The organism is Acinetobacter sp. YH12068_T (genome assembly GCF_024606005.1).
In the GTDB taxonomy this organism is placed as follows: domain Bacteria; phylum Pseudomonadota; class Gammaproteobacteria; order Pseudomonadales; family Moraxellaceae; genus Acinetobacter; species Acinetobacter amyesii.
The window spans coordinates 177,320-202,827 of record NZ_CP094555.1; the positions used below are offsets into that span (position 1 = coordinate 177,320).

General features: G+C 43.0%; 16 protein-coding genes, 2 tRNA genes, 3 rRNA genes and 1 pseudogene. 15 read left to right on the plus strand and 7 right to left on the minus strand.

The genetic code is table 11. The annotated features are described in order from the left end of the window. Nucleotides 1-114 precede the first annotated feature (114 nt). Complete coding sequence (locus MST18_RS00845) at nucleotides 115-996, plus strand: DMT family transporter (protein ID WP_180022164.1); 882 nt, start codon at nucleotides 115-117, stop codon at nucleotides 994-996. Between the two features lie 438 nt (nucleotides 997-1,434). Here the strand turns inward: MST18_RS00845 and MST18_RS00850 are convergent, their stop codons facing one another. The 3 genes from MST18_RS00850 to MST18_RS00860 form a co-directional block, all read right to left on the minus strand. Then, nucleotides 1,435-2,004 carry an L-threonylcarbamoyladenylate synthase gene (locus tag MST18_RS00850; RefSeq protein ID WP_180107636.1) on the minus strand — a complete coding sequence of 190 codons (570 nt, stop codon included), beginning with the start codon at nucleotides 2,002-2,004 and terminating at the stop codon, nucleotides 1,435-1,437. A 31-nt stretch (nucleotides 2,005-2,035) separates the two neighbouring features. Next, nucleotides 2,036-3,217: a DNA-processing protein DprA gene (dprA, locus tag MST18_RS00855; RefSeq protein WP_180107635.1), complete on the minus strand. Its 1,182-nt coding sequence runs from the start codon at nucleotides 3,215-3,217 to the stop codon at nucleotides 2,036-2,038. A gap of 110 nt (nucleotides 3,218-3,327) precedes the next feature. Then, complete coding sequence (locus MST18_RS00860; protein ID WP_078191460.1) at nucleotides 3,328-4,482, minus strand: LysM peptidoglycan-binding domain-containing protein; 1,155 nt, start codon at nucleotides 4,480-4,482, stop codon at nucleotides 3,328-3,330. Nucleotides 4,483-4,601: 119 nt separating this feature from the next. Between MST18_RS00860 and def the strand changes: the two genes are divergently transcribed. The 3 genes from def to MST18_RS00875 all read left to right on the plus strand — a co-directional run bounded on the left by def (nucleotide 4,602) and on the right by MST18_RS00875 (nucleotide 7,802). Next, entirely contained in the window at nucleotides 4,602-5,132 is a 531-nt protein-coding gene (def, locus tag MST18_RS00865; RefSeq protein WP_078191459.1) for a peptide deformylase, read from the plus strand. Between the two features lie 90 nt (nucleotides 5,133-5,222). Beyond that, nucleotides 5,223-5,642 (plus strand): DUF2946 family protein, encoded by a 420-nt coding sequence (locus tag MST18_RS00870; protein ID WP_180133352.1) that lies wholly within the window; start codon nucleotides 5,223-5,225, stop codon nucleotides 5,640-5,642. Between the two features lie 72 nt (nucleotides 5,643-5,714). Then, nucleotides 5,715-7,802 carry a TonB-dependent copper receptor gene (locus tag MST18_RS00875; protein WP_180133288.1) on the plus strand — a complete coding sequence of 696 codons (2,088 nt, stop codon included), beginning with the start codon at nucleotides 5,715-5,717 and terminating at the stop codon, nucleotides 7,800-7,802. A gap of 47 nt (nucleotides 7,803-7,849) precedes the next feature. Here the strand turns inward: MST18_RS00875 and MST18_RS00880 are convergent. After that, a pseudogene (locus tag MST18_RS00880) lies at nucleotides 7,850-8,668 on the minus strand (oxygenase MpaB family protein); the annotation flags it as partial. 46 nt (nucleotides 8,669-8,714) lie between these two features. Between MST18_RS00880 and MST18_RS00885 the strand changes: the two are divergent. The 11 genes from MST18_RS00885 to MST18_RS00935 all read left to right on the plus strand — a co-directional run bounded on the left by MST18_RS00885 (nucleotide 8,715) and on the right by MST18_RS00935 (nucleotide 22,393). Further along, nucleotides 8,715-9,122 carry an AAA family ATPase gene (locus MST18_RS00885; RefSeq protein ID WP_373684468.1) on the plus strand — a complete coding sequence of 136 codons (408 nt, stop codon included), beginning with the start codon at nucleotides 8,715-8,717 and terminating at the stop codon, nucleotides 9,120-9,122. 215 nt (nucleotides 9,123-9,337) lie between these two features. Then, on the plus strand, nucleotides 9,338-10,381 hold the full coding sequence (locus MST18_RS00890) for a hypothetical protein (RefSeq protein ID WP_180133286.1): 1,044 nt from the start codon (nucleotides 9,338-9,340) through the stop codon (nucleotides 10,379-10,381). A 452-nt stretch (nucleotides 10,382-10,833) separates the two neighbouring features. Beyond that, a 16S ribosomal RNA gene (locus MST18_RS00895) occupies nucleotides 10,834-12,372 on the plus strand. A 61-nt stretch (nucleotides 12,373-12,433) separates the two neighbouring features. Further along, nucleotides 12,434-12,510, plus strand: a tRNA-Ile gene (locus MST18_RS00900). 74 nt (nucleotides 12,511-12,584) lie between these two features. Beyond that, nucleotides 12,585-12,660, plus strand: a tRNA-Ala gene (locus tag MST18_RS00905). A 413-nt stretch (nucleotides 12,661-13,073) separates the two neighbouring features. Then, a 23S ribosomal RNA gene (locus tag MST18_RS00910) occupies nucleotides 13,074-15,967 on the plus strand. 190 nt (nucleotides 15,968-16,157) lie between these two features. Further along, nucleotides 16,158-16,272 (plus strand): 5S ribosomal RNA (gene rrf, locus MST18_RS00915). The 16S, 23S and 5S rRNA genes sit together here with 2 tRNA genes alongside, the layout of an rRNA operon. Before the next feature lie 155 nt (nucleotides 16,273-16,427). Beyond that, a complete protein-coding gene (locus tag MST18_RS00920; RefSeq protein WP_180133281.1) occupies nucleotides 16,428-17,627 on the plus strand; it encodes an MFS transporter in 1,200 nt (399 codons plus the stop codon). A 317-nt stretch (nucleotides 17,628-17,944) separates the two neighbouring features. Further along, complete coding sequence (locus tag MST18_RS00925; protein WP_180133280.1) at nucleotides 17,945-18,775, plus strand: M48 family metallopeptidase; 831 nt, start codon at nucleotides 17,945-17,947, stop codon at nucleotides 18,773-18,775. Nucleotides 18,776-19,004: 229 nt separating this feature from the next. After that, nucleotides 19,005-21,416: a YgiQ family radical SAM protein gene (locus MST18_RS00930; protein ID WP_180133279.1), complete on the plus strand. Its 2,412-nt coding sequence runs from the start codon at nucleotides 19,005-19,007 to the stop codon at nucleotides 21,414-21,416. A 434-nt stretch (nucleotides 21,417-21,850) separates the two neighbouring features. Beyond that, on the plus strand, nucleotides 21,851-22,393 hold the full coding sequence (locus MST18_RS00935; RefSeq protein ID WP_078189487.1) for a DUF2726 domain-containing protein: 543 nt from the start codon (nucleotides 21,851-21,853) through the stop codon (nucleotides 22,391-22,393). Nucleotides 22,394-22,469: 76 nt separating this feature from the next. On the opposite strand, the gene MST18_RS00940 is transcribed toward MST18_RS00935, so the two are convergent. From MST18_RS00940 to dinB, 3 genes are all read right to left on the minus strand, one after another. Then, entirely contained in the window at nucleotides 22,470-22,826 is a 357-nt protein-coding gene (locus MST18_RS00940; protein WP_180133278.1) for a RidA family protein, read from the minus strand. 29 nt (nucleotides 22,827-22,855) lie between these two features. Next, nucleotides 22,856-24,172, minus strand: coding sequence for a shikimate transporter (gene shiA, locus MST18_RS00945; RefSeq protein ID WP_180133285.1), 1,317 nt, complete (start codon nucleotides 24,170-24,172; stop codon nucleotides 22,856-22,858). A 235-nt stretch (nucleotides 24,173-24,407) separates the two neighbouring features. Then, on the minus strand, nucleotides 24,408-25,463 hold the full coding sequence (gene dinB / locus MST18_RS00950; RefSeq protein ID WP_180133277.1) for a DNA polymerase IV: 1,056 nt from the start codon (nucleotides 25,461-25,463) through the stop codon (nucleotides 24,408-24,410). Nucleotides 25,464-25,508: the final 45 nt, after the last annotated feature.

Below are 25,508 nucleotides of genomic sequence, written 5' to 3' on the forward strand. Positions count from 1 at the left end.
AAGAGTCAATGTCGGAACTACAATATAAATGTCTGAAATCATGTATTTCAATTAAAACAGACATCACTCAAAATACCTAAACCAATCTTTGCACGATATATTGAGGAGTCAGACATGTTGCTTCAAGCGCGTTGGGCGAAATTTGCAATTTGTTTGCCTCTGATCGCGGTATTTATATGGTCCTTGAATATTACCGTCACCCGCTATGTGACTGATTATATTTCACCAGTCAGTATTAGTTTTTATCGATGGTTTATTGCATTTTTGATTTTAACCCCCTTTATGCTGAAAACCGTTTGGCAGCAAAGACAGCTTATCAAGCAGCATTGGCAGCAATTGGCTGTGCTGAGTGCTTTTGGCATGGTGTTATATCAAGGTTTGGGCTATACCGCTGCGCATTATACGACGGCGACCAATATGGGCATCATCAATGCCTTTATCCCTGTTTTTACGATTGCCGTTGCATTTTTCATACTTAAAGATGTACCCAATCGCTATGCCATCTTGGGCTGTGCGATCTCATTTACAGGTCTTTTGTTTGTCATTGCACAAGGCGATTTCAGTCAATTACTGAATATGGGCGGACATTTCGGCGATATCCTCATGATCTTCGCAGTGTTCTTTTATGCCTTTTATGGGGTGTTTTTAAAAAAATGGCAATTGAAACTTCCGCTACTGTTGAGCTTATATGTACAAATTTTCTTTGCCGTTTTATATCACTTGCCATTCGTGTTGTATTTAGGCATTGACGCGATTAATCCTGCCAATGCGCCAAGTGTATTTTATGCGGCAATTTTTCCATCATTGATTGCACCGTTGGTATGGATGTTGGCTGTGCAACATCTCGGGCCGAATCGCACCAGTATTTTTATGAATTTGATGCCGGTATTTACCGCGATTATTGCCTATTTCTGGTTGGCTGAGCAGTGGATGTTTTATCATACCGTCGGCACAGTGATGGCGATTACTGGGGTGATCTTGGCGCAGCGTAAGTAAATCTAGTAAAAAGATGAAAATTTACGAGAAGTATTGATTAAAAAATAAACAAACAAATTTATTTTTTTATAGAGCAAATCTTTTGAAAATTGATTTTTGAGTGTAAAACTGAATTAAAAAAACAAATTCTCGTCTTAAAAATCAATCAAAAATAGATACATATTTTGACTAAGTATTTATAAAATCACAAATAAAGTGCTTATCAGTAGTTTTATTTATATAAAAAATATATTTGTTAAATTTAAAAAAATATTACATAATACTTTCATCGTAAATGATGAAGTAATTCTTAATAATTACTTGATATTTACCCAGAGATTGCAAGACCCTCTGGATGTGATTTTATACACATCCTTTTTTATGCTCAGCCATCCCTATATGGCTGAGCTTTTTTTTGTTTGTATTTTCTAAAAGGCAGGTATAGACAGGCATCCGAGCTTATGCACGGATGATGTCACCTGTTTCAGCATCAATAATTTTGCTTGGTTCTTGGCTTAGGCCGAGATCACCATTTAAGTAATTTAGTTCATTGGCAAAATACTGATTGGCTTCTTGTAAGGAACGTGCAGGGGTTAATCCCGCAGGATTGGCGCTGGTAGACACAATAAAGCCATTAAAAGCTTGGCATAAAGCCACACATAAAGAGTGGGTAGTCACACGGACTGCGACTTTTGGATGATTGCCTTTAATCCATGTTGGGATATGGTCGCCAGCCGGTAATAACCATGTGGTTGCACGTTCATTGGGTTTACGGTTGGTCCATGTCGCAACGACTTGCTGACGCATATCATCTGTTAAGCCTTGAAGCAGGTGTTCAACTTGAGCGACATTGGCCGCCAACAAAATCACACCTTTTTCAATGGGACGTTGTTTTAAGCGCAAAATTTCAAGAAAGGCTTGCTCATTGTAGGGATCACAGCCCAATCCCCAAACAGCCTCTGTAGGATATGCGAGAACCTGACCTTTTTTAAGACAGGAAGCTGCTTCTGCAACAGAGGTGGTAATCATTTCTATAGACCTTATCTGATTCGACAAAGGACTATTGTGAACCTAATTTACCCATTCGACAACGTAAGTAGTGTCCGGCTTGTTGTGCGGCATAGCCCATTAACTCTAATTCCATCAGTTGACTGGTCAATGTCGCGGTATCAATTTTGAGTTGAATGGACAATTGATCAAGGCTTTGGCCGACCCAATCAAGCTGCCGATACAGCGCAATTAAATGTTCTGGTATAAGTTCGGGTGGAGGGGTGTCTGGTGTTGCTGTTTTGGGTGTCTCGATTTCGGTGGTTGTTAAGGTTTCGGCAGCCTGCGATTGCCATTGTGTAGCCAATGCCAAGTCTTCAATAACCTGTTGTGGATGATCAATCAAAATTGCACCTTCGCGTATGAGTTGATGGCAACCTTGATGCGACTCACTATAAATATGGCCTGGAATGGCAAAAATAGATTTGCCTTGTTCGGCAGCGCGTTGAGCCGTGATCAGTGAACCACTTTTTAATGCCGCTTCCGCCACGATGACACCAAGGCTGAGCCCACTGACGATACGATTTCGATGTGGAAAATGGTGTTGCAGGGGTGGGGTATGTGGTAGAAACTCACTAATCACGGTGCCGCCATGTTGGATAATCTCTTGTCTTAAACGCTGATGTGCGGTCGGATAAGTTTGATCTAAACCTGTGCCCATCACGGCAATGGTTCTGTGGTGTTGTATGGCAGCGCGATGTGCCGCTTCATCAATTCCTTGTGCTAAACCGCTATTGATATAGAACCCTTGCTCACTCAGATAATAAGCAAAATCATAGGCAATTTGTCGACCTTGTGGGCTGGGTTTGCGGCTACCAACGATTGCAATCTGGGGTTGCATCAAGGCTTGGGCATTACCTTGCCCAAATAGAATGGGCGGCTTGTCGCTATAAGGTAACAGCTGTTGTGGATAGTTTAGGTCTTCAGGAATCAGTACAAAGTCACTGTATTGTTCAATATCCTTGAGACATTTTTCAAAGCTAAGCTGTCCACTTGGGCTGTGAAATTCCTCAAAGCGCTTTAAATGATTTTTATGCAGTCCTAATTTTTGCCATGTGGTGATTTGATTAGGCTTAAGGGCGTAGTGTAGGGCAGGATAGTGCTGCTGAATTTTATAGAAACTACGAAGTGAGTGTTGCACCACAAACCACAGGCGAATGTAATCTAAATGCAAGTCAGTCAATGAGTTGAGCATAATGAGACCTTTGAATATGTCTTCTTTTTATGGGTTAAAATTATTAGTGATATCGTTGTTGGATAATAAAAAATGAGGCTGAATACAGCCTCATTTTTATGGATTTGGTCTTAGTCATCCATCAGTGGTGGCTGAATCGTTGCACCCACTTTGATTGGTAATTCGCTCTCAAGTACATAAGCATAGCTTAAGTTATCAAACGTTTTGAATACCATGATGTTGCCAATACGTTGTCCTGGAAGTTGAACACGTTCTTTGGTTTTCGGATCAGTCACGATTTCACCTTTTTGGTTCACGCTAAAGACTTGACCAGATTGAACGCCTTGCAAGCTACCACGGTCGATTGTCACAACACTGTGAACCGCTGCAGTACCAATCGAGCCCATGACACGAACAATACTACCGCCAGCAGTGACATTTTCAGCATTGGTTGGATAGAACAGCGTTGGTAGCATTGGGTCATATTCAGGAAGAACACGATCGCCACGACGAACTTCGGCATTATAAGTATCGGTCAGTTCTAAAGTGGTAATGTCATTTTCACCACGAACGGCAACACCTGAAGCGACTTGAGTCAGTTCTAAACCTGCGTTGTATTTTTTGCCGTTTGCATCGGTAAAGATGTACGGTTCGCCTTCACGGTAAACAGCATAACGTTGACCGACTTGCATACCTTGGCCGCGTGCATAAACTGTTTGACCTTTGGCAGCTAATACGCGTTGATCAGCTGTACCTAAAATGTAAGGTGTGCCTTCAACAGAATCAGCGGCAACAATCATGCTGCGCTCAAGCCATTGCTTAATATATTCTAATGGGATAACCGGAATCGCACTGTTGAGGGATTCAACACGAACTTGTGGTTGAAGTTTAGTGCCACCTGTATAGCGACGAATAATACCTTCACAGCCATCACCTTCATCCTTACCGATGATTGGGCGGCCATTGTAGGTACACATTAATAGGCGGTCACCTGGGAAAATCCAGTGCGGATTTTTCACGTGTTTATTGCTCGCCCAGATTTCAGGCCAGCGCACGGGATTTTTTAAGAAACGCTTGGAAATATCCCACAACGTATCGCCTTTTTTCACCACATAAACTTGAGGCGCACCTGCCTTCAATGATGGTGGATTGACGTTACGAGCAGGGGCAGCTTCTGCAACACTGACCATTCCCATCCCCACACTTACACAGACTGTAAGTGCCAATAATTGTTTTTTAAACCCCAAGGCACTAAAAGTTGGCATGCCCTTCAAAACCTTTTTCATTATCATAATTCCTAAAATTATGTATGCAACTGCGTTATAATAACGATATTACACACAATTTTTTGATGAAGCATTCCTTCATTTTGTTTTTTGATCAATGGCATAAGTGAGGACGTCGTATGGCCTTATTACCTATTTTAAGTTTCCCCGATCCCCGTCTTCGTACCATTGCAAAACCAGTCGAAGAAGTTACTGATGAAATTCGTCAGTTAGCAGCCGACATGTTTGAAACTATGTATGAAGCACCGGGAATTGGCCTGGCAGCAACACAGGTAGATCACCATATTCAGCTGATAGTCATGGATTTATCTGAAGAAAAAGATCAACCCATGGTGTTTATTAACCCCAAAATTACGCCATTGACGCAAGAGACGCAGCCCTATGAAGAAGGCTGTTTATCAGTGCCTCAAATATACGATAAAGTTGAGCGCCCGTCACGTGTAAAAATTCAGGCAATTAACCTTGAAGGTCAATCATTTGAAGTGGAAGCAGACGGACTTCTCGCAGTTTGTATTCAACATGAAATGGATCACTTAAATGGTAAGTTATTCGTCGACTATCTATCGCCTTTGAAACGTCAACGTGCACGTGACAAAGTGGAAAAATTGGTGCGCCAACGCCAAAAAGATAAAGTCGCAGTTAAGCGTTAATTGATCGCGGTTAAAAAATACCTGAGACAAGCCCAATTTCGATTGGGCTTTGTTATACTTGGTTCAGACAAATGTTAGGGTTTGCCTGTATTGTTTCGTAGTGGAGTGCTGCTGTCCTTTGCAGCCGTTTTTTTGCAGATTGCTGTTTTTTTACAGCCATTGTTGCCCAAGCAATATCAAGTTGCTCCGGTCTGCGAAACCATTACGCGTGCACTTTTACTTCCCAATGTTCATGCTGAACATACCGCACATTCACACCATTCATCTTCCGTTCATGTAGAGCAAGTTCAAGTCGATCATACAGCCCATGAACATGATGCCAGTCATCAATGTCAGTATTGTACGGTCTATGGCAATTTGGTTTTGCCCCCTGAACTTGATGTGAAAGAAGTGCTTGATCGAATTCAAGTTCGTTTAATTGCTTTTCAAAAAGCTTTCAAGCATGTCTGGTTTGTTCTTCAACAACTCTTTTTACTTCCGCAAGGTCGAGCCCCGCCACTCGCTGCATAAATCCGACGTTTTTTTAACTTGGGTCTTTGAGGACTCAGGTACGCCTTTATTTATGTATTTTGTGAGATAAACATGGCTCAGCCTAAATTTTTTCTACAGCCTCTTGCGGCTGCAATTTGTGTTGCCTGCTATTCAACTACGGTGATGGCTGACGAGATGTCCGTAGAGATGACGGAAACCAATGCTGTTCAGACTTTGGCACCGATTGTGGTGACATCACATCAGGGTAATGATGCCAATGGCCTGATTGTTCGTGCCAATCCTAAACAGCCGATTCAACCGATACCTGCCAGTGATGGGGCCGATTATTTAAAAAGTATTGTGGGGTTTAGTGCCATTAAAAATGGGGGAACCAATGCAGATCCAACCTTCCGTGGCATGTTTGGTTCACGCATTAAAATTTTGACTGATGGTACTGAAAATTTAGGGGCTTGTCCGAGTCGTATGGATGCACCATCTTCTTATATTTCCCCTGAAAGTTATGACCGAATTTCAGTAATTAAAGGACCTCAAACGGTTCAATATGCCAATACAGGTTCTGCTGCAACAGTCTTGTTTGAACGTAAACCTGAACAGTTGGATGCTGATAAAAACTACCGTGGTCAAGCCAGTGTGATGATCGGTTCTTATGGTCGTTTAGATCATAATGTCGAAGCGGCCGTAGGGGATGAACATAAATATGTCCGTTTAAATGCTAGCCGGTCTGTTGCAGACAGCTACCAAGATGGAGATGGTAATACTGTGCCGTCAGACTGGGAGCGTTGGAATACAGATTTGGCACTCGGTTGGACGCCAAACGAAGATACATGGGTAGAACTTACTGGAGGTAAAGCCGATGGTGAGGCGGTATACGCAGGCCGTTCAATGGATGGTTCGCAATTTGCCCGTGAAAGCTTAGGCCTTCGTGTCGAGAAAAAGAATGTCACGGAGGTGATTAAAAAAATCGAAGCACAGGTCAACTATAGTTTTAATGATCATGTCATGGATAACTTCAGCTTACGTGAGTTTCAACCAAGTGGCATGATGAATATGCCAATGGCATCGAATGTTGCTCGCAGAACATTAAATGCACGTATGGCTGTGACACATGAATGGGATAAGATTGACTTTGTCACAGGCATTGACACACAGAACAATGAACATAGTATTCGCAAAGGGATGCGCAATAGCTATAAAGACAAAGCACGTGAAACAGATATGAAGTTTCAGTCATATGGTGGTTTTGGAGAAGTCAGTTATCAATTGAGTGACAACAATAAGTTGGTTTCAGGTCTTCGTCTTGATCAAGTGCAAGTGAAAGATGAGCGTGCCGCTTCGAAAGCGAGTGGCTATAACACGGAGCTGAATGAAACTTTGCCAAGTGCTTTTATTCGTTTTGAAAATAAGCACCCTGAACATGACAATGGTAAAACCTATATCGGTCTAGGCTATGTGGAACGCATGCCAGATTATTGGGAATTATTTAGCCCTAAACACGGTAATGCAGGCACAACAAACACCTTTAATGGCGTCGAGACTGAAAAAACCTTGCAGTTAGATGTGGGCTATCAACATGAACATGGCGCATTCAGTTCATGGGCGTCTGCCTATGCGGGACTGATTCAAGACTTTATTTTGATGAGTTATCACGATCATCCAAATACAGGTGAGCATGATCATGGTTCAACCTTTAGCGCGGGTGCGAAAAATGTCGATGCGACTATTGCGGGAGCTGAAGCGGGGATTGGCTATCAATTTAGCGATCATATTCAAGCCGATGTCAGCGCAATGTATGCGTGGGGTAAAAACACCACAGATGGCAAGCCATTACCGCAAATCTCACCTTTAGAAGCACGGATCAACTTACGTTATATCCAAGATAATTATACTTTGGGAGCGTTTTGGCGTGTGGTTGATGGACAAAATCGTATCAGTGCGCACCAAGGCAATATCGTGGGTTATGACCTGAAAGAAAGTACAGGTTTTGGCACACTGTCTTTAAATGGTACTTATCATATTAATGAGGGTGTAGATGTATCTATCGGTGTGGATAATCTCTTGAATAAAACCTATACCGAACATCTGAATAAACTGGGTGATGCAGGGACAGGTTTAGCGACCGATCAACAGTTTAATAATATCGGCCGCAATTATTGGGCACGTATTTCGATGAAATTCTAAATCTTGATATTTGTCATCCAAAAAGCAGAGCCATCGCTCTGCTTTTTTTATTGGTGCATACTCGCCAGTTGTTTGGCTTTACTTTGATACAGTGCTAAACCGAGTTTTTGAATTGTACGGCCTTTTTGCTGTAACTTTTGATTTAAACTCGGAACATGCTTAGCACCTGAATATAGGACGAGATTTCTAGCCAATAAATAATAGGCAAACCATGCGGCGGATTGGGGTTTGAGCCCTAATTTATGCATGCGTTTTTTGCCAATAAAAAATTGTGTCAGCTCCAGATGTTGTCGATAAGCCAGTTTTTGCTGAAATGGTCGGAGGTATTTGTATTGTCTTTCAAAAGGTTCTTTAGAGAGAGTGGCGCCGAGAGCCATACTGCTTGCATCAGATTGGGGGCATACAAATTGCATCCAATACAGCAGTTTCCAACCGTCAGATTCTTTTTCAATTAACTATTTTTCATCAATACCCATTAACCAACCCACATATCGCCAAAAATGCAAAAAGCTTTCGGTTTCTTGTTTTGATGGGAAAATTCCTAAAGCGCGAATGCCCAAAAGCACCACACTGCTAAAGGCAAGATTGGTCATCGCCAAGTCAAATTGATTCATCGGTGCCCCCCACGTTGCAAAATCCCAGTCTTTGCCTTTTTGGAGTTGATGCCGTACCAAAGCGTGAATAAAACGCACATAAATCGTCGATGTAAATCCCGCATGCAAACGTTCGAGTCCGCGTTCTTCAGTGATATCTACCCACCATTTGGTAGTTTCAGCCAGCCGTGTACCGGCTTGTTTATTTAAAGCACCGGTCAGCATGAGCGGCTGATTGAAACCGGGGAAAAGATAACCGACCATCATTTTGATTAATGATCAGCAATATGCCCCTCACAACAATGAATACAAGAAACTTGTGGCCTATGTGCCAGATAAAAGCCCTATTTATGATTTTTTACAAGGGCAGGAGTTTCTGAATTTAATGTGTGATATTCGAGGGATAGCGCATGAGCAGTATCAAATCTTCATTGAAAAATTTAAATTAGAACACTATTTAGCCACGCCGTTTGCTGACATGTCTTTTGGCACAACCAAAAAGTTTTTATTGGTTGCTGCCTTAATGACTTCGGCACCTTTACTGATTTTGGATGAACCGAGCACTGGCTTAGATCAAAACGCCTTGGCTGAATTAACAAGCATACTTTTACAGCAGAGCCAATCCAAATTGATTCTATTGTCTTGCCATGATCCTGTATTTAGAGACAGTCTTGCAGCAAAAATCATCGAGCTAGATCGGCTAAAGTCCAATGAGCAGGCGGCATGAATAGACAAAGACATGTTGGGCAGCGAACAATCATAAAAACGCTTTTGAAATACCGATGGGCATTTTATGTCAAAACCACAGCAGACGCAGTTGCACGGCAAAAGCATTTACTTATTTTAATCACATTAATTCTCGGACCAATGCTATTCGGACTTCTCTTATCTTTAGTGCAGCCCATTATTGATATGGTTTATTGCAAATCAATAATCACGAATGTGTTTATTTGGACAGGCTTTCTTGCCTTAAATGTCTTTTGGTGTGCGATACAACGTAAAGCTTTGAGCGGTGGAGAAGGGTATCGCTATCTAGCGCTATTGCCCATCACGCTCAAAAGTCGCTTTGCAGTGGAAATCAAATTTTTAGGCAGTTTAAGCTTTTTGCTGATACTGCCATTTATTTTAGCGCTTCTATATGTTTGGGTTGAGTATGAATTCTTAGCTTCCATTGGCATCAGTGTATTGATGCTACTTTGGATCTTTAATTTATTAATTTTACAAATGCTGTTTTTACAACAGAATCAATATTGGGTTTTAGTCTGTCTTTTGACATATTTGCCCATTTTGAGCCTAGCGATATTGGACGCTCAACTCGTTGCGGTGTTGTTATCTACTTTCATCTGTATAGCGGCAATAAAATTTTGGCTGCTCGGTAGGAAATCAAAACCAATTAAGCTGCAAGTACCTAGCGTATTTCTGATACAGAAATATAGCCCACTCTGGCTCAATCAAAATAAACTAATTATTCGTCAGGCATTTCATAAAAGATTTCTAACCCATCGTATTGTTAGTATCGGTATGTCCGTTACAGCGGTCGTGATTTTGTATTGGTTTGCCACACAGGCAGATACTTGGAACATCATGAGCCTTGATTTTACCGCTTCACAATTATTCCAATTGATGTGTGCCATCTATATTGCACTGAGTTTATTCAATCTAGGTGTGATAAAAATGGACTTAAAATCAAATTTTGAATCTGCAGAGCGATTCTGGATCATTCAGGGGTTCACACTTTGGCAGCTCAGGAAATACGAATACTGTGTTTTATTGATAATTGGCTTGGTGATGAGTGTGCCAGTATTGCAGTGGCTACTGCTGAAAGGTGGATTCATTGATGTGCTATTAATGGCGACATTATTTGGTATCGTCATTCCATTTATTCAGTGGTTGTATAGAAAGCCTGAAGAAGTGCACGGTGTTATGCCAGTTTTAATGTTTATCTTATGGGTGCCTCTGGCATATTGCATGCTTTCTGTACGCTAAAAGCACTTTTTTAAGTAAAAAACTTAATTTAGTAGAATAAATAAACAAACGTAATGAAAAATTAAAAATAAATGGAAAAGGGTGTTGCGTTGGATCAGAAATGCTGTAGAATGCACATCCATCGGCGGTGATGAAGATTAAAACTTCTGATAAAACAATGACTTGGTTGAATTGATTGAGTTGGGTTTTATTTAATGGGTTTAAAAATAATTTGAATTACCGGTTGACTCTTTAGAAATAAAGAGTAATATAGCCGACCTAGCTTGCTGGTGACGAACCAACAAGAAGATCATTAAGAGATTATGAAGAACAACTTGTGTGGATTTTTACTGGTTGATTGATCGAAATTATTTTCATTGATTGATGGTAGAAATTACTCGAAGTTTATTTGAGCAAATTTTTGTCAGTAATTGATGAGCCAAGATTGGTACACTATATGTACTATTGATTTTAAACTGAAGAGTTTGATCATGGCTCAGATTGAACGCTGGCGGCAGGCTTAACACATGCAAGTCGAGCGGGAATAGGTAGCTTGCTACCGATTTCTAGCGGCGGACGGGTGAGTAATGCTTAGGAATCTGCCTATTAGTGGGGGACAACATTTCGAAAGGGATGCTAATACCGCATACGTCCTACGGGAGAAAGCAGGGGATCTTCGGACCTTGCGCTAATAGATGAGCCTAAGTCGGATTAGCTAGTTGGTGGGGTAAAGGCCTACCAAGGCGACGATCTGTAGCGGGTCTGAGAGGATGATCCGCCACACTGGGACTGAGACACGGCCCAGACTCCTACGGGAGGCAGCAGTGGGGAATATTGGACAATGGGGGGAACCCTGATCCAGCCATGCCGCGTGTGTGAAGAAGGCCTTTTGGTTGTAAAGCACTTTAAGCGAGGAGGAGGCTACTTTGGTTAATACCTAGAGATAGTGGACGTTACTCGCAGAATAAGCACCGGCTAACTCTGTGCCAGCAGCCGCGGTAATACAGAGGGTGCGAGCGTTAATCGGATTTACTGGGCGTAAAGCGTGCGTAGGCGGCTTTTTAAGTCGGATGTGAAATCCCCGAGCTTAACTTGGGAATTGCATTCGATACTGGGAAGCTAGAGTATGGGAGAGGATGGTAGAATTCCAGGTGTAGCGGTGAAATGCGTAGAGATCTGGAGGAATACCGATGGCGAAGGCAGCCATCTGGCCTAATACTGACGCTGAGGCACGAAAGCATGGGGAGCAAACAGGATTAGATACCCTGGTAGTCCATGCCGTAAACGATGTCTACTAGCCGTTGGGGCCTTTGAGGCTTTAGTGGCGCAGCTAACGCGATAAGTAGACCGCCTGGGGAGTACGGTCGCAAGACTAAAACTCAAATGAATTGACGGGGGCCCGCACAAGCGGTGGAGCATGTGGTTTAATTCGATGCAACGCGAAGAACCTTACCTGGTCTTGACATAGTAAGAACTTTCCAGAGATGGATTGGTGCCTTCGGGAACTTACATACAGGTGCTGCATGGCTGTCGTCAGCTCGTGTCGTGAGATGTTGGGTTAAGTCCCGCAACGAGCGCAACCCTTTTCCTTATTTGCCATCGGGTTAAGCCGGGAACTTTAAGGATACTGCCAGTGACAAACTGGAGGAAGGCGGGGACGACGTCAAGTCATCATGGCCCTTACGACCAGGGCTACACACGTGCTACAATGGTCGGTACAAAGGGTTGCTACTCCGCGAGGAGATGCTAATCTCAAAAAGCCGATCGTAGTCCGGATTGGAGTCTGCAACTCGACTCCATGAAGTCGGAATCGCTAGTAATCGCGGATCAGAATGCCGCGGTGAATACGTTCCCGGGCCTTGTACACACCGCCCGTCACACCATGGGAGTTTGTTGCACCAGAAGTAGGTAGTCTAACCGTAAGGAGGACGCTTACCACGGTGTGGCCGATGACTGGGGTGAAGTCGTAACAAGGTAGCCGTAGGGGAACCTGCGGCTGGATCACCTCCTTAACGAAAGATTGACGATTGGTAAGAATCCACAACAAGTTGTTCTTCATGACGATGTATCTGAGGGTCTGTAGCTCAGTTGGTTAGAGCACACGCTTGATAAGCGTGGGGTCACAAGTTCAAGTCTTGTCAGACCCACCATTCTGACTAACGAAGTATTTGAATAAAATACGGAAGCAAACAGAGAATCAGAAACATTGACTTATTGATAAGCTGGGGACTTAGCTTAGTTGGTAGAGCGCCTGCTTTGCACGCAGGAGGTCAGGAGTTCGACTCTCCTAGTCTCCACCATACATTCCTTCGGAATGTATAAAGAACGAAGCTAAAATAAACAATCAAGCGATTGTTAGCTTAGTCCTTAAGCGATCAAGTGCTTAGGTTATAGAGCTTAGCAACAAAGTGGCGTATGATTCGCTGCATTGTTATTAAGCTCTGTGATTTATCACAGTTTCCTGACCTGACGAAGGCTGGAAAAATCATTAACAGAATATATTTGAGTTGAAATAATTTGTTCATACTCGTTTGATTTAACTTAACAAGCAATTGTGAAAGTTGAATGAAATGAGTTACTAGCGAAATTAACTGAATCAAGCGTTTTGGTATATGAATCTAATTGAAGCTGTACAGTGATTAAATTCACGAAGCTCTAAACTGTAATGTTGGTTGATCTACTTGTAGGATCAAACGACTGTTTGGGGTTGTATAGTCAAGTAATTAAGTGCATGTGGTGGATGCCTTGGCAGTCAGAGGCGATGAAAGACGTAATAGCCTGCGATAAGCTCCGGGGAGGCGGCAAATATCCTGTGATCCGGAGATTTCTGAATGGGGAAACCCACCCGCTATAAGGCGGGTATCATAAACTGAATACATAGGTTTATGAGGCGAACGAGGGGAAGTGAAACATCTCAGTACCCTTAGGAAAAGAAATCAATTGAGATTCCCTCAGTAGCGGCGAGCGAACGGGGAAAAGCCCATTAAGTTATCTAAGCTTTAGTGGAACGCTCTGGGAAGTGCGACCATAGTAGGTGATAGTCCTGTACACGAAAGGGCTTAGATAATGATGTCGAGTAGGGCGAGGCACGTGAAACCTTGTCTGAATATGGGGGGACCATCCTCCAAGGCTAAATACTCCTGACTGACCGATAGTGAACCAGTACCGTGAGGGAAAGGCGAAAAGAACCCCTGTGAGGGGAGTGAAATAGATCCTGAAACCGCATGCATACAAGCAGTGGGAGCCAACTTGTTTGGTGACTGCGTACCTTTTGTATAATGGGTCAGCGACTTACATTCAGTAGCAAGGTTAACCGATTAGGGGAGCCGTAGAGAAATCGAGTCTTAATAGGGCGTTTAGTTGCTGGGTGTAGACCCGAAACCGGGTGATCTATCCATGAGCAGGTTGAAGGTTGGGTAACACTAACTGGAGGACCGAACCCACTGTCGTTGAAAAGCCAGGGGATGACTTGTGGATAGGGGTGAAAGGCTAATCAAACTCGGTGATAGCTGGTTCTCCCCGAAAGCTATTTAGGTAGCGCCTCGGACGAATACCATTGGGGGTAGAGCACTGTTTCGGCTAGGGGGTCATCCCGACTTACCAAACCGATGCAAACTCCGAATACCAATGAGTACTATCCGGGAGACAGACTGCGGGTGCTAACGTCCGTAGTCAAGAGGAAAACAATCCAGACCGCCAGCTAAGGCCCCAAAATTATAGTTAAGTGGGAAACGATGTGGGAAGGCATAGACAGCTAGGAGGTTGGCTTAGAAGCAGCCACCCTTTAAAGAAAGCGTAATAGCTCACTAGTCGAGTCGGCCTGCGCGGAAGATGTAACGGGGCTAAAACTATATGCCGAAGCTGCGGATTTACACATTAGTGTAAGTGGTAGGGGAGCGTTCTGTAAGCCGATGAAGGTGGATTGAGAAGTCTGCTGGAGGTATCAGAAGTGCGAATGCTGACGTGAGTAACGACAAAACGGGTGAAAAACCCGTTCGCTGAAAGACCAAGGGTTCCAGTCCAACGTTAATCGGGGCTGGGTGAGTCGACCCCTAAGGCGAGGCCGAGAGGCGTAGTCGATGGGAAATTGGTTAATATTCCAATACTTCAGTGTAATGCGATGAGAGGACGGAGAAGGTTAAGTCAGCCTGGCGTTGGTTGTCCAGGTGAAAGGAAGTAGGCATGTATCTTAGGCAAATCCGGGGTACTCTATGCTGAGATCTGACAGCAAGCTGTACTTGTACAGTGAAGTGGCTGATACCATACTTCCAGGAAAAGTCTCTAAGCTTCAGTTACACTGGAATCGTACCCGAAACCGACACAGGTGGTCAGGTCGAGTAGACCAAAGCGCTTGAGAGAACTCTGCTGAAGGAACTAGGCAAAATGGTACCGTAACTTCGGGAGAAGGTACGCTGCTTTTGGTGATGGAACTTGCTTCCTGAGCTGAGAGCAGCCACAGAAACCAGGCCCCTGCAACTGTTTATTAAAAACATAGCACTCTGCAAACACGAAAGTGGACGTATAGGGTGTGATGCCTGCCCGGTGCTGGAAGGTTAATTGATGGGGTTAGCGTAAGCGAAGCTCTTGATCGAAGCCCCAGTAAACGGCGGCCGTAACTATAACGGTCCTAAGGTAGCGAAATTCCTTGTCGGGTAAGTTCCGACCTGCACGAATGGCATAATGATGGGGGCGCTGTCTCCAGCAGAGGCTCAGTGAAATCGAAATCGCCGTGAAGATGCGGTGTACCCGCGGCTAGACGGAAAGACCCCGTGAACCTTTACTGCAGCTTGACATTGAACTTTGATCTTACTTGTGTAGGATAGGTGGGAGGCTTTGAAACCGAGACGCTAGTTTCGGTGGAGCCAATCTTGAAATACCACCCTGGTAATATTGAGGTTCTAACTCTGCTCCATTATCTGGAGCGAGGACCATGTCTGGTGGGTAGTTTGACTGGGGCGGTCTCCTCCTAAAGAGTAACGGAGGAGTACGAAGGTGCGCTCAGCGTGGTCGGAAATCACGCGTAGAGTATAAAGGCAAAAGCGCGCTTAACTGCGAGACCCACAAGTCGAGCAGGTACGAAAGTAGGTCTTAGTGATCCGGTGGTTCTGTATGGAAGGGCCATCGCTCAACGGATAAAAGGTACTCTGGGGATAACAGGCTGATACCGCCCAAGAGTTCATATCGACGGCGGTGTTTGGCACCTCGATGTCGGCTCATCTCATCCTGGGGCTGAAGCAGGTCCCAAGGGTATGGCTGTTCGCCATTTAAAGAGGTACGCGAGCTGGGTTTAGAACGTCGTGAGACAGTTCGGTCCCTATCTACCGTGGGCGCTGGAAATTTGAGAGGATCTGCTCCTAGTACGAGAGGACCAGAGTGGACGAACCTCTGGTGTACCGGTTGTGACGCCAGTCGCATCGCCGGGTAGCTATGTTCGGAAGGGATAACCGCTGAAAGCATCTAAGCGGGAAGCCTACCTCAAGATAAGATTTCCCTTGGACTTTATGTCCACTAAAGAGCCGTTGAAGACTACGACGTTGATAGGTTGGATGTGGAAGTGCGGTGACGCATGAAGCTGACCAATACTAATTGCTCGTGAGGCTTGACTATACAACACCCAAACAGTTGTATGTAAAGCATCAATTGATTCGATATTAAGCAAAATAACTTGATTTAGTTAACGCTTAAGAACAAAATACTGCAACTCAGATATGATCTGTTAATAACTCATTTGGTAGAAAACTTAGCACGAAGAGCACTGCTCTGAGATTAGACTAAGCGAGTATCCATAAACAGTTGTGCTGGCGACAATAGCAAGAGTGAACCACCTGATCCCTTCCCGAACTCAGAAGTGAAACCTCTTAGCGCTGATGGTAGTGTGGGGTTACCCATGTGAGAGTAAGTCATCGCCAGCTCATTATTCGAAAACACCCCCTGATATCTCAGGGGGTGTTTTTTTATGCGGGGAGAAAAGGGGCGAAGAAAACAAAGAATTCTTCATTAATTTTTATGTGATTTTTAAATTAAAGGCTGAAAGGCGTATACTATCCTTGTCATTGATGGAAAGCTCATGTCTGATTTAGCCTCAAATTCTCCATATATTGAATATGGCACACGGCCATTTCATGCCATTTTATTTTCTTTATTCTTAGCTGGCTTCGCAATTTTTTCATCGTTGTATTGTGTACAACCGATGATGCCCATCCTTGCGGATTATTTTCATGTCAGTCCGACACATAGCAGTTTCCCTTTATCTTTTTCTACTATTGCTTTAGCAATAGGACTACTTTTCACTGGTTTAATTTCAGATCGATTCGGCCGCAAGCCTGTGATGGTCACCGCTTTATTTTTGGCGGCGTCACTTTTAATAATCAGTTCCATATTTCCACTTTGGGAAATATTTTTACTGAATCGCGTGCTGATCGGATTAAGTGTTAGCGGTGTAGCTGCTGTCGCAATGACTTATATTGGAGAGGAAATTGCGCAAAAAGATATAGGCTTTGCAATGGGCCTGTATATTTCAGGGACCGCTATTGGCGGAATGGGTGGTCGTCTCATTGCAGGGGTATTGATTGACTATATTAGTTGGCAAAATGCCATGATGATTATCGGTATCATTAATCTCTGTATAGCCACAGCGTTCTTCTTATTACTTCCAGCATCTCAACATTTTCAAGCTTATCCCATTCGTTTCAACCGATTTTATGAATCTTTCGTTAAAAATTTAGTAGATCCTAAGCTTAGAATTTTATTCCTTCAAGGTTTTATCCTCATGGGATGTTTTGTCTCTATATTTAACTATATGAGCTACCACCTATTAGAAGAACCTTATCAACTTTCTCAAACATGGATTGGCCTAATTTCAATAGCTTATTTGGCAGGAATATATAGTTCACCTCGGGCTGCAAGTTGGGGGAAACGCTTTGGACGGACAAAAGTTTTACCTTCGATGCTGATCATGATGTTGTTGGGGCTGTTGATCATGCTCATTCCGGCATTTTGGTCAGTCATTTTGGGGCTGATTGTATTCACTTTCGCTTTTTTTGCAGCGCATTCCACTGCGAGTAGTTGGGTTTCGGTTCAATCCCTGCAGTACCGTGCCGTAGGTTCATCTCTGTATTTATTTTGCTACTACTTAGGTTCTAGTATTTTGGGTAGTAGTAGTGGTTTGGTTTGGGAGATGTCTGGTTGGATTGGGTTGACGAGCTTTATTGCTGTTATCTTGATGATCGGTTTATTTTTAGCAATACAATTGAATAAATTAAAATAGAAATATGTGAATAAGCTATTATTTAATTTTCGTTTTACATCTATTTTTTAATATAAATAACACTATAAAAATGGCTGAATTTACTATTTTTTATGATTATACAACTTTGGTCTAATATTTCTTTTAAAAGGTGCCTCATAATAATGAAACGCATCACAATATAATAAATAAAATATTTTTGGTTATCATTTTTAAAATCTAATATATTTTCAAGTTGTTGATATTTATCATTTATACGTATTTTTCGTATTTTTTTTGCATTTATTTTTAGTTGGAATTATATATGGATCATCATTGGTTTTAAACTGAAGGTGATTATGAAAAATATAACTATTTTAATGATGGCTTTGGTTTTTATCTTAATTTCAGCTTGTGCAAATACCACGAATTTAGGGACAGCAGGTGCAGAGCGGAAACAGTTTTTTATCGTTCCTCAAAAGTTATTAACTAAACAGGCGGATAGATCGTATCAACAATTTATTCATCAAGCGAAAGACAAACAACTTTTGATCATTGATCCGAAATTGGATCAGGTTTTAAATAAACTCAAAAAAAATGCGGAGTTTTACCGTCAAGGTTCGAGTCAATGGGATTGGCAAGTCAGTGGGAATCTCAATAAAGATTTAAATGCACATGGTTTTCCAAGTGGGAAAATTGTCATTAACACGGGTTTGTATTGGAGTTTAAAGCTGACTGAAGATGAATTGGCATTTGTGATGGCGCATGAAATGGCACATGCATTACGTGATCATCATCGTGAGAAGATTTCCTTGCTGTTTGCTAGTCAGGTGGCGATGATTTCTTCAACTGCGGGTATCGGTGCGCTTGCTACTGCGGCCAGTAGTGTGACTGGGCAAGCTGTTTTTTTGCCTAAAGTTTCAAATTTTGAACTAGAAGCTGATGTCCTTGCAATTGATCTGATGTCGAAAGCGGGCTTTGATCTAAATGCAGCATTGAGTTTTTGGCAAAAATATCAGCAGGAAACGACATGCCGTCAAATGCTTGATGTAAAACCATTGATGACTCAAGACAATATAGATAAGCGTAAGATTTATATTGAAAAATATTTACCTGAAATGCACATTCAATTTCAACAGGCGCAGGCTTTAATGTTGAATAAAAATGCGATAACTCATAGCACATTCTAGGTTGATTTAAACTAAAGCAAAGTTACAAATGATTTATTTAAATCTTGTTTTATAGTTGTGCTACAGCACGATTACATCTGATGTCTATATAAAACAATTCAATGATTCTGTAGCTATTGTATAAATTATAATCAAGCATGATGAATGGAATTCATGGTAAAATGATCGGCTTTCATCTTCTTTGATCTTTTTTCAGATCATTCCATCTGCCAGCCGAGAATTGCTAGCCATGTCTACTGCTTATACTATGCAGACTGCGCCAAAAGCGTTGTTTGATTACGACAAATATTGGGCGTCTTGTTTTGACCCTGCGCCATTTTTGCCGATGTCACGCGAAGAAATGGATCAACTCGGTTGGGACAGCTGCGACTTTATTTTGGTTTGCGGTGATGCGTATATCGATCATCCATCATTCTGTTCAGGCATTATCGGCCGTACCCTTGAAGCGCAAGGCTTCCGTGTCGGGATTATTGCTCAGCCAGACTGGACCAATGTAGAAGCGTTCCGTGTATTGGGTAAACCGAATATTGCTTGGGGCGTGACTGCCGGCAACATGGATTCGATGATCAACCGTTATACAGCTGACCGTAAAATCCGTTCAGATGATGCCTATTCTCCGGATAATCAACCGAATAAACGTCCAGACCGTGCAGCAACGGTATATTGCCAACGTGTGCGTGAAGCTTATCCAGATGTGCCTGTATTATTGGGCGGTATTGAAGCCTCGCTGCGCCGTATTGCACATTATGATTATTGGTCAGACAAAGTCCGCCGTTCAGTATTGATGGACTCGAAAGCCGATCTATTGATGTATGGTAATGGTGAACGTTCAATCACGGAAATCATGCATCGTTTGGCCCGCGGTGAAAAAATCCAAGAGATTACGGATGTTCGCGGTACTGCATTTATTGTGAATAAAAATAACCGAGCTTCAAAAGCGAAGTTTGTTGAAATCGCATCGAATGATGTCGATGCGATTGGCCGTGTCGATCCGATCATTAACCCTTATGTGATGACCGAAGACCTTGAAGGCTGTGAAATCGAGAAAGGCAAAGACAGCGTTACGCAATATCAGGGCTTCCAAAAAGAGGCGGTAGCAAATCCGATTGTTCGTGAAGGCGATAATTTAGACGCCGACACGCAAATCGTGCAGCTGCAACCTGCATCAAAAGCCATTAAGCATAAATTGCCGCCGCGTGAATTGGCGGTGATTCGTTTGCCTGCCTATGAAGATGTGGCGAATGATCCTGTGCTGTATGCACATGCCAACCGTATTTTGCATTTGGAAACCAATCCGGGCAATGCGCGCGCGATGGTACAAAAGCATGGTGAACGTGATGTCTGGTTAAATCCACCACCGATTCCATTGACGACGGAAGAGATGGACTACGTGTTTGATTTACCCTATGCACGTCTGCCACATCCTGCGTATGGTGAAGCGCGTTTTCCTGCCTTTGACATGATTAAGTTCTCTGTGAACATTATGCGCGGCTGTTTTGGCGGCTGTACCTTCTGCTCAATTACAGAGCATGAAGGGCGTATCATTCAAAACCGTTCTGAAGAATCGATTTTGCGTGAAGTTGAAAAAATTCGTGATACCGCACCGGGTTTTACTGGGATCATTTCTGACTTAGGCGGTCCAACGGCCAATATGTACCGTTTGGCATGTAAAGATCCTGAGATTGAAAAGAACTGCCGTAAGCCGTCGTGTGTATTCCCGGGTGTATGTCAAAACTTACATACCGATCATGCACCTTTAACGCAGTTATACCGTAAAGCACGTTCATTGCCGGGGATTAAAAAGATTCTGATCGGTTCTGGTTTACGCTATGACCTTGCGGTGTTAAACCCAGAATATGTCAAAGAATTGGTGACACATCACGTTGGCGGTTACCTGAAGATTGCGCCAGAACATACCGAAAAAGGCCCATTATCGAAGATGATGAAGCCGGGGATCGGGACCTATGACCGTTTCAAACAAATGTTTGATCGTTTCAGTAAGGAAGCAGGGAAAGAGCAGTATCTCATTCCTTACTTTATCGCAGCGCATCCGGGTACGACGGACTATGACATGATGAACTTGGCGATTTGGCTGAAGAAGAATGGTTTCCGTGCCGATCAGGTGCAAACCTTCTATCCATCACCAATGGCGACTGCAACGACCATGTATTACACCGGTAAAAACCCGCTGGCTAAAGTGGCGCGTTATACTGAAAATGTCGATATCGTGAAAGGTGAAAAACGCCGCCGTTTGCATAAAGCCTTCTTACGTTACCATGATCCAAACAACTGGCCGTTGCTACGTGAAGCGCTTAAAGAAATGGGGCGTCAGGATCTGATAGGGAACTCAAAACAGCATTTGATTCCGACGTATCAGCCTGCGGGTAGTGCTGAGGGCCAATACCAATCTGCACGTAAAAAGAACTCAAGCATTGCGGGTGATTCACAAAAACGTACAGGCGAACAAGGTAATCGGATGAAGGCTGCTCAATCGCGTCCTTCAAATACCAAGAAGCGTCCTGAGCGCGGTCAAATCTTGACGCAGCATACTGGTCTGCCGCCGCGTGAAACGGGTGATGCGAAAAAACCTTTTGGCGGTCCGAAACCCAAAGGAAAATCGAAGCCTAAATCACGCGCTTAAAATGATTAAATAAAAAAAGACACTTCGGTGTCTTTTTTTATGGGTGTTATGCTCGGCAGCATAAGACAGTTTGCATTTTTATATGCTGTTACAAGCTCAATGTCATATGTGTGTCGGTTATCTCAATGAAATACGAGCAAAATTTGACAGCTTATCGGAATTGTCTGACAGTGAGAGGAAATGCACTTGCTGTCGTTTTAGCGAATGATCTAAAGTATCTGTATATAGCAATGGATGCTATTACTCTGAACGAAGTGGCATGTGATGTTTAACGCTTTAAGTTTGCAACTTTTTGTCAGTTTAAATACGTATTGTGTGAAAGTTAGAGTTATTTTTTTTAATAGGAAATTAAAAAAATAATACTGGTTGTATACTTCGTCTTCATAAGAAGTATGTCAAAAACCAAAAATATAAGAAATATAAAGGATTATGAGATGACTATATACATAGTAATAGGGAGTATTTTACTCTTCTGTGTGCTCATAATGGCTTGGAAAAGTTTAGAAGGTGATTCTAAGCAACAAGATAGCGCATTGAAACAACGTGCTATTTTCAACATTAATGAGCAATTAACCTACACGCGTTTAAAAGAAATTTTGCCTAAGCATACGATCCTCGCGCATGTGTCTTTTGATGCACTGTTGACCACGAAATATTATCGTACGCGGAACAAGTATCGAAATATGGTGGCGGACTTTGTCGTCTTAGATGAACAGCATCAGATCTTGGCGATCGTCGCTTTAGATGATCCGATGGTGCTAAAACGGATGCAGCAGTCGCAATATCAAGATGCTTTGCTCGCTTTGGCAGGCTATCGGGTCATTCGTTATGATGATGTGCCTGAGTACGTTCAATTACGCGAAGATTTCTTAAATGAGCAGCGTGTACAAGCGCCATTTGTACCGGTTAATGATCTGAAAAAATATCATTTATATTCAGATTTGGAACGTAAAAAGATCAAAATTATTGGATCTTAGGGATTCAAAGAGCAAAATCTTTTACAAAAAAAAGCATGTATTCAGACATGCTTTTTTTGTAATTCAGGCTTAATGGTTATTCAGGCTTAACGGCTACGACGGTTAATTCTACCAGTACACGCGGGTCGTATAATTTGGCTTCAACACAAGTTCTGGGTAATGCTTCAATGTCTGACACCCACGTATCCCATACCTCATTGAATGCGGCATAATCCTGTTCAATATCTTTAAGATAAATGGTCACTGACATAATGTGGCTTTTATCTGTACCGGCATCTGCAAGGAACTGATCAATAAGCTCAAATGTTTGCTGTGTTTGTCCTTTGATGTCTAAATCAAGGTCTGTTGCCAATTGACCTGCCAAATGGATCAATTGACCAGAAATAGCGATTTCGGAAAAGCGTTTTGAAACATGCAGGCGTTGGATGGTCATGCGGAATATCCTGAAAGCAAAAAGAGCACTTAATCTTGAGTTTTAGGCATCGTAGCTGCAACTAAGGCCGTCAATAAACAGCCGACAGCAAGGTAGATTGCCACATAATGCCATGAACCATCACCCCAAATCACCAAAGCTGCTGCAATCATTGGGGTAAAGCCACCACCGATAATGCTAGCCACTTGATAGCCGACACCTGCGCCACTGTAGCGATAGGCGGTACCAAACAGTGAGGTGAAAATCGGTTGGTGTACACTCACCACCATATCATGGGCAATATTGGCAAGGAAAATCGCACCGACAATAATCAGCCAAGTATTTTGAGCATCAAGGGCCATGAAGAAGGGAAAGGCAGAAAGCGCACCAATTAAGCCACCCAATACACACATCTTACGATGATCAAATCGATCTGCTAACCACGCAAAGAAGGGAATGCTGAAGCAGCTAATTGCACCAACCATTAAGGTGATATTCAGGAAGAACTGTTTGTCCATGCCCAATTGAGCGGTGGAATAATTCAGTGCAAAGTTCGTCACCAAATACATGGTGAGTAACTCGGTCAGGCGCAGCGCAATAATGTAGAAAAAGGCTTTGGGGTGTTGGCTAATCGCTTGCAGAATCGGTAATTTTTGCGGCGTTTGTTGAGCTTTGACCACATGGTCGACGAATTCTTGTGATTCGTCTTGATCACGTCGAATCCACATCGCGATAGCCAGCAAGACAATACTGGCAATAAAAGGAATTCGCCATGCCCAATCGGCAAAAGCATCTTCACCCAAAGTGGCAATAATTAACGATACAGCGCCTGTTGCCAGAACGAGTCCGACGCCATAGCCAATTTGTACACCACTACTGTAAAAGGCTTTTTTGCCTTTCGGGGCATTTTCTACAGCCATCAGGGCAGCGCCGCCCCATTCACCACCGACAGCAAAACCCTGTATTGCCCGAAGTGTTACGAGCAGGATCGGGGCCCACCAACCGATGGCCGCAAAATTGGGTAATAAACCGATACCGACAGTCGAAATCCCCATCAGGATGACGGTGAGCACCAACATTTTTTTCCGACCCAGCTTGTCACCAAAATGTCCAAACACAATGCCGCCTAAGGGGCGGAACAGGAAGCCGACGCCAAAGGTCGCCAAGGCTGCCAAGGTTCCCATATTGTTGCCAATACTGGGGAAAAACTGATCTTTGAAAATGAGTGCGGCAACAATGCCATAAAGTAAAAAATCGTACCAATCGACTACGGCACCAATGAAGCTACTTAATGCGGCTTTACGCGCACGTTGTTCTTGATTTTGTGAAATATTTTGAAGATTTGGAGCAGATTTTGCAGAAGGCATACAGCGGGGTATTCCATGATTGACAACAGAGTTGCCCTGTAATATTCGGATTTGATCGTCACGCCAATCACAGGACAGCATGCTGAAAGTAAAGGTGATTTTCAGCATCTCAGCGCATACACGGATAATGTAGTGCGCTGATAGAGTACTCTAATTTTAGGCTTTGTGAATAGCAAATTGCTTTAATTTTGTTCTTCTGCCTAAATCTTAAGCAAATACGATCTTCTTGAAGTTTTTAGAGCAGCGAAAGTTGTGTTTCTTGGTTTTGCGCACTTAATTGATAGACACCTACGCCAATCAGACGAAATTGATCGTCCTCAGAAATATGCATTTCATGCAGTAATTGCTGCAATACCTGCGCAAGGTCTTCACGATGATTCAGTGACGTTTTAAAACTTTTACTGTGCTGTAGCACTTGGAAATTCTTCAGTTTTAATTTGGCCGATACACCGCGCGCGCTTAACTGCTTTTTTTCTAAACTAGACCAAACTTGGTCAATCAGTTTGGGCCAATAGGGCTGACATTGGTTCAGGGTGAGATCATCATCAAAAGTGGTTTCTTTGGAAATCTGCTGACGCTCGCGGCTAGATTGGACCGGTCGTTCATCAATCCCTTGTGCATACAGATAAAGTTGTCGTCCATATTTACCGAAATGATGAATCAGAAAGGCTTCTTCAATTTGTTGTAAATCACCCAATGTATTGAGTTGCATGGCTTTTAATTTTTCTTGAGTCACTTTTCCCACACCAGGAATTTTTTTCAGTGCCAAGTCATGGATGAAATGCAGAACTTGTGAAGGTTTGATAATACAAATGCCATTGGGTTTGTTCCAATCAGAAGCGACTTTAGCCAAAAATTTATTGGGCGCGACACCTGCGGAGGCAGTTAAACCAGTGCTTTGTAAAATCTCTGCCTGAATTCGCATAGCGACTTCGGTGGCGCTCGGAATGTGTTGTAAATTTTCTGTGACGTCCAAATAAGCTTCGTCTAAAGATAGCGGCTCAATCAGAGACGTATAGCGTTGAAAAATGGCATGAATTTGCGCCGAAACAGCACGATATTTTTCAAAATTAGGTTCGATCACCACGACCTGTGGGCAGAGTTTACGGGCCTGTGCCATCGACATTGCTGAGCGTAAACCAAACTCACGTGCAGGATAGGATGCGGCACAGATGACTGCACGGGGGTGATGTGAAGACACAACAACAGGAAGCTGCTTGAGTTCTGGACGTTCCCGCAGCTCTACTGATGCAAAGAATGCATCCATGTCGATATGTATGATTTTCCTCATGCCTAGTTAGATCAGTGCCTAAAAATTGAATGTCAGTATCGCACA

Excerpts from the sequence above, each read along its gene's own strand:
- MST18_RS00845 (WP_180022164.1), top strand. The coding sequence starts at position 115 with ATGTTGCTTCAAGCGCGTTGGGCGAAATTTGCAATTTGTTTGCCTCTG.
- MST18_RS00920 (WP_180133281.1), top strand. The coding sequence starts at position 16,428 with ATGTCTGATTTAGCCTCAAATTCTCCATATATTGAATATGGCACACGG.
- dinB (WP_180133277.1), bottom strand. The coding sequence starts at position 25,463 with ATGAGGAAAATCATACATATCGACATGGATGCATTCTTTGCATCAGTA.
- MST18_RS00850 (WP_180107636.1), bottom strand. The coding sequence starts at position 2,004 with ATGATTACCACCTCTGTTGCAGAAGCAGCTTCCTGTCTTAAAAAAGGT.
- MST18_RS00925 (WP_180133280.1), top strand. The coding sequence starts at position 17,945 with ATGAAAAATATAACTATTTTAATGATGGCTTTGGTTTTTATCTTAATT.
- def (WP_078191459.1), top strand. The coding sequence starts at position 4,602 with ATGGCCTTATTACCTATTTTAAGTTTCCCCGATCCCCGTCTTCGTACC.
- shiA (WP_180133285.1), bottom strand. The coding sequence starts at position 24,172 with ATGCCTTCTGCAAAATCTGCTCCAAATCTTCAAAATATTTCACAAAAT.
- MST18_RS00860 (WP_078191460.1), bottom strand. The coding sequence starts at position 4,482 with ATGAAAAAGGTTTTGAAGGGCATGCCAACTTTTAGTGCCTTGGGGTTT.
- MST18_RS00935 (WP_078189487.1), top strand. The coding sequence starts at position 21,851 with ATGACTATATACATAGTAATAGGGAGTATTTTACTCTTCTGTGTGCTC.
- MST18_RS00930 (WP_180133279.1), top strand. The coding sequence starts at position 19,005 with ATGTCTACTGCTTATACTATGCAGACTGCGCCAAAAGCGTTGTTTGAT.
- MST18_RS00875 (WP_180133288.1), top strand. The coding sequence starts at position 5,715 with ATGGCTCAGCCTAAATTTTTTCTACAGCCTCTTGCGGCTGCAATTTGT.
- MST18_RS00940 (WP_180133278.1), bottom strand. The coding sequence starts at position 22,826 with ATGACCATCCAACGCCTGCATGTTTCAAAACGCTTTTCCGAAATCGCT.
- dprA (WP_180107635.1), bottom strand. The coding sequence starts at position 3,217 with ATGCTCAACTCATTGACTGACTTGCATTTAGATTACATTCGCCTGTGG.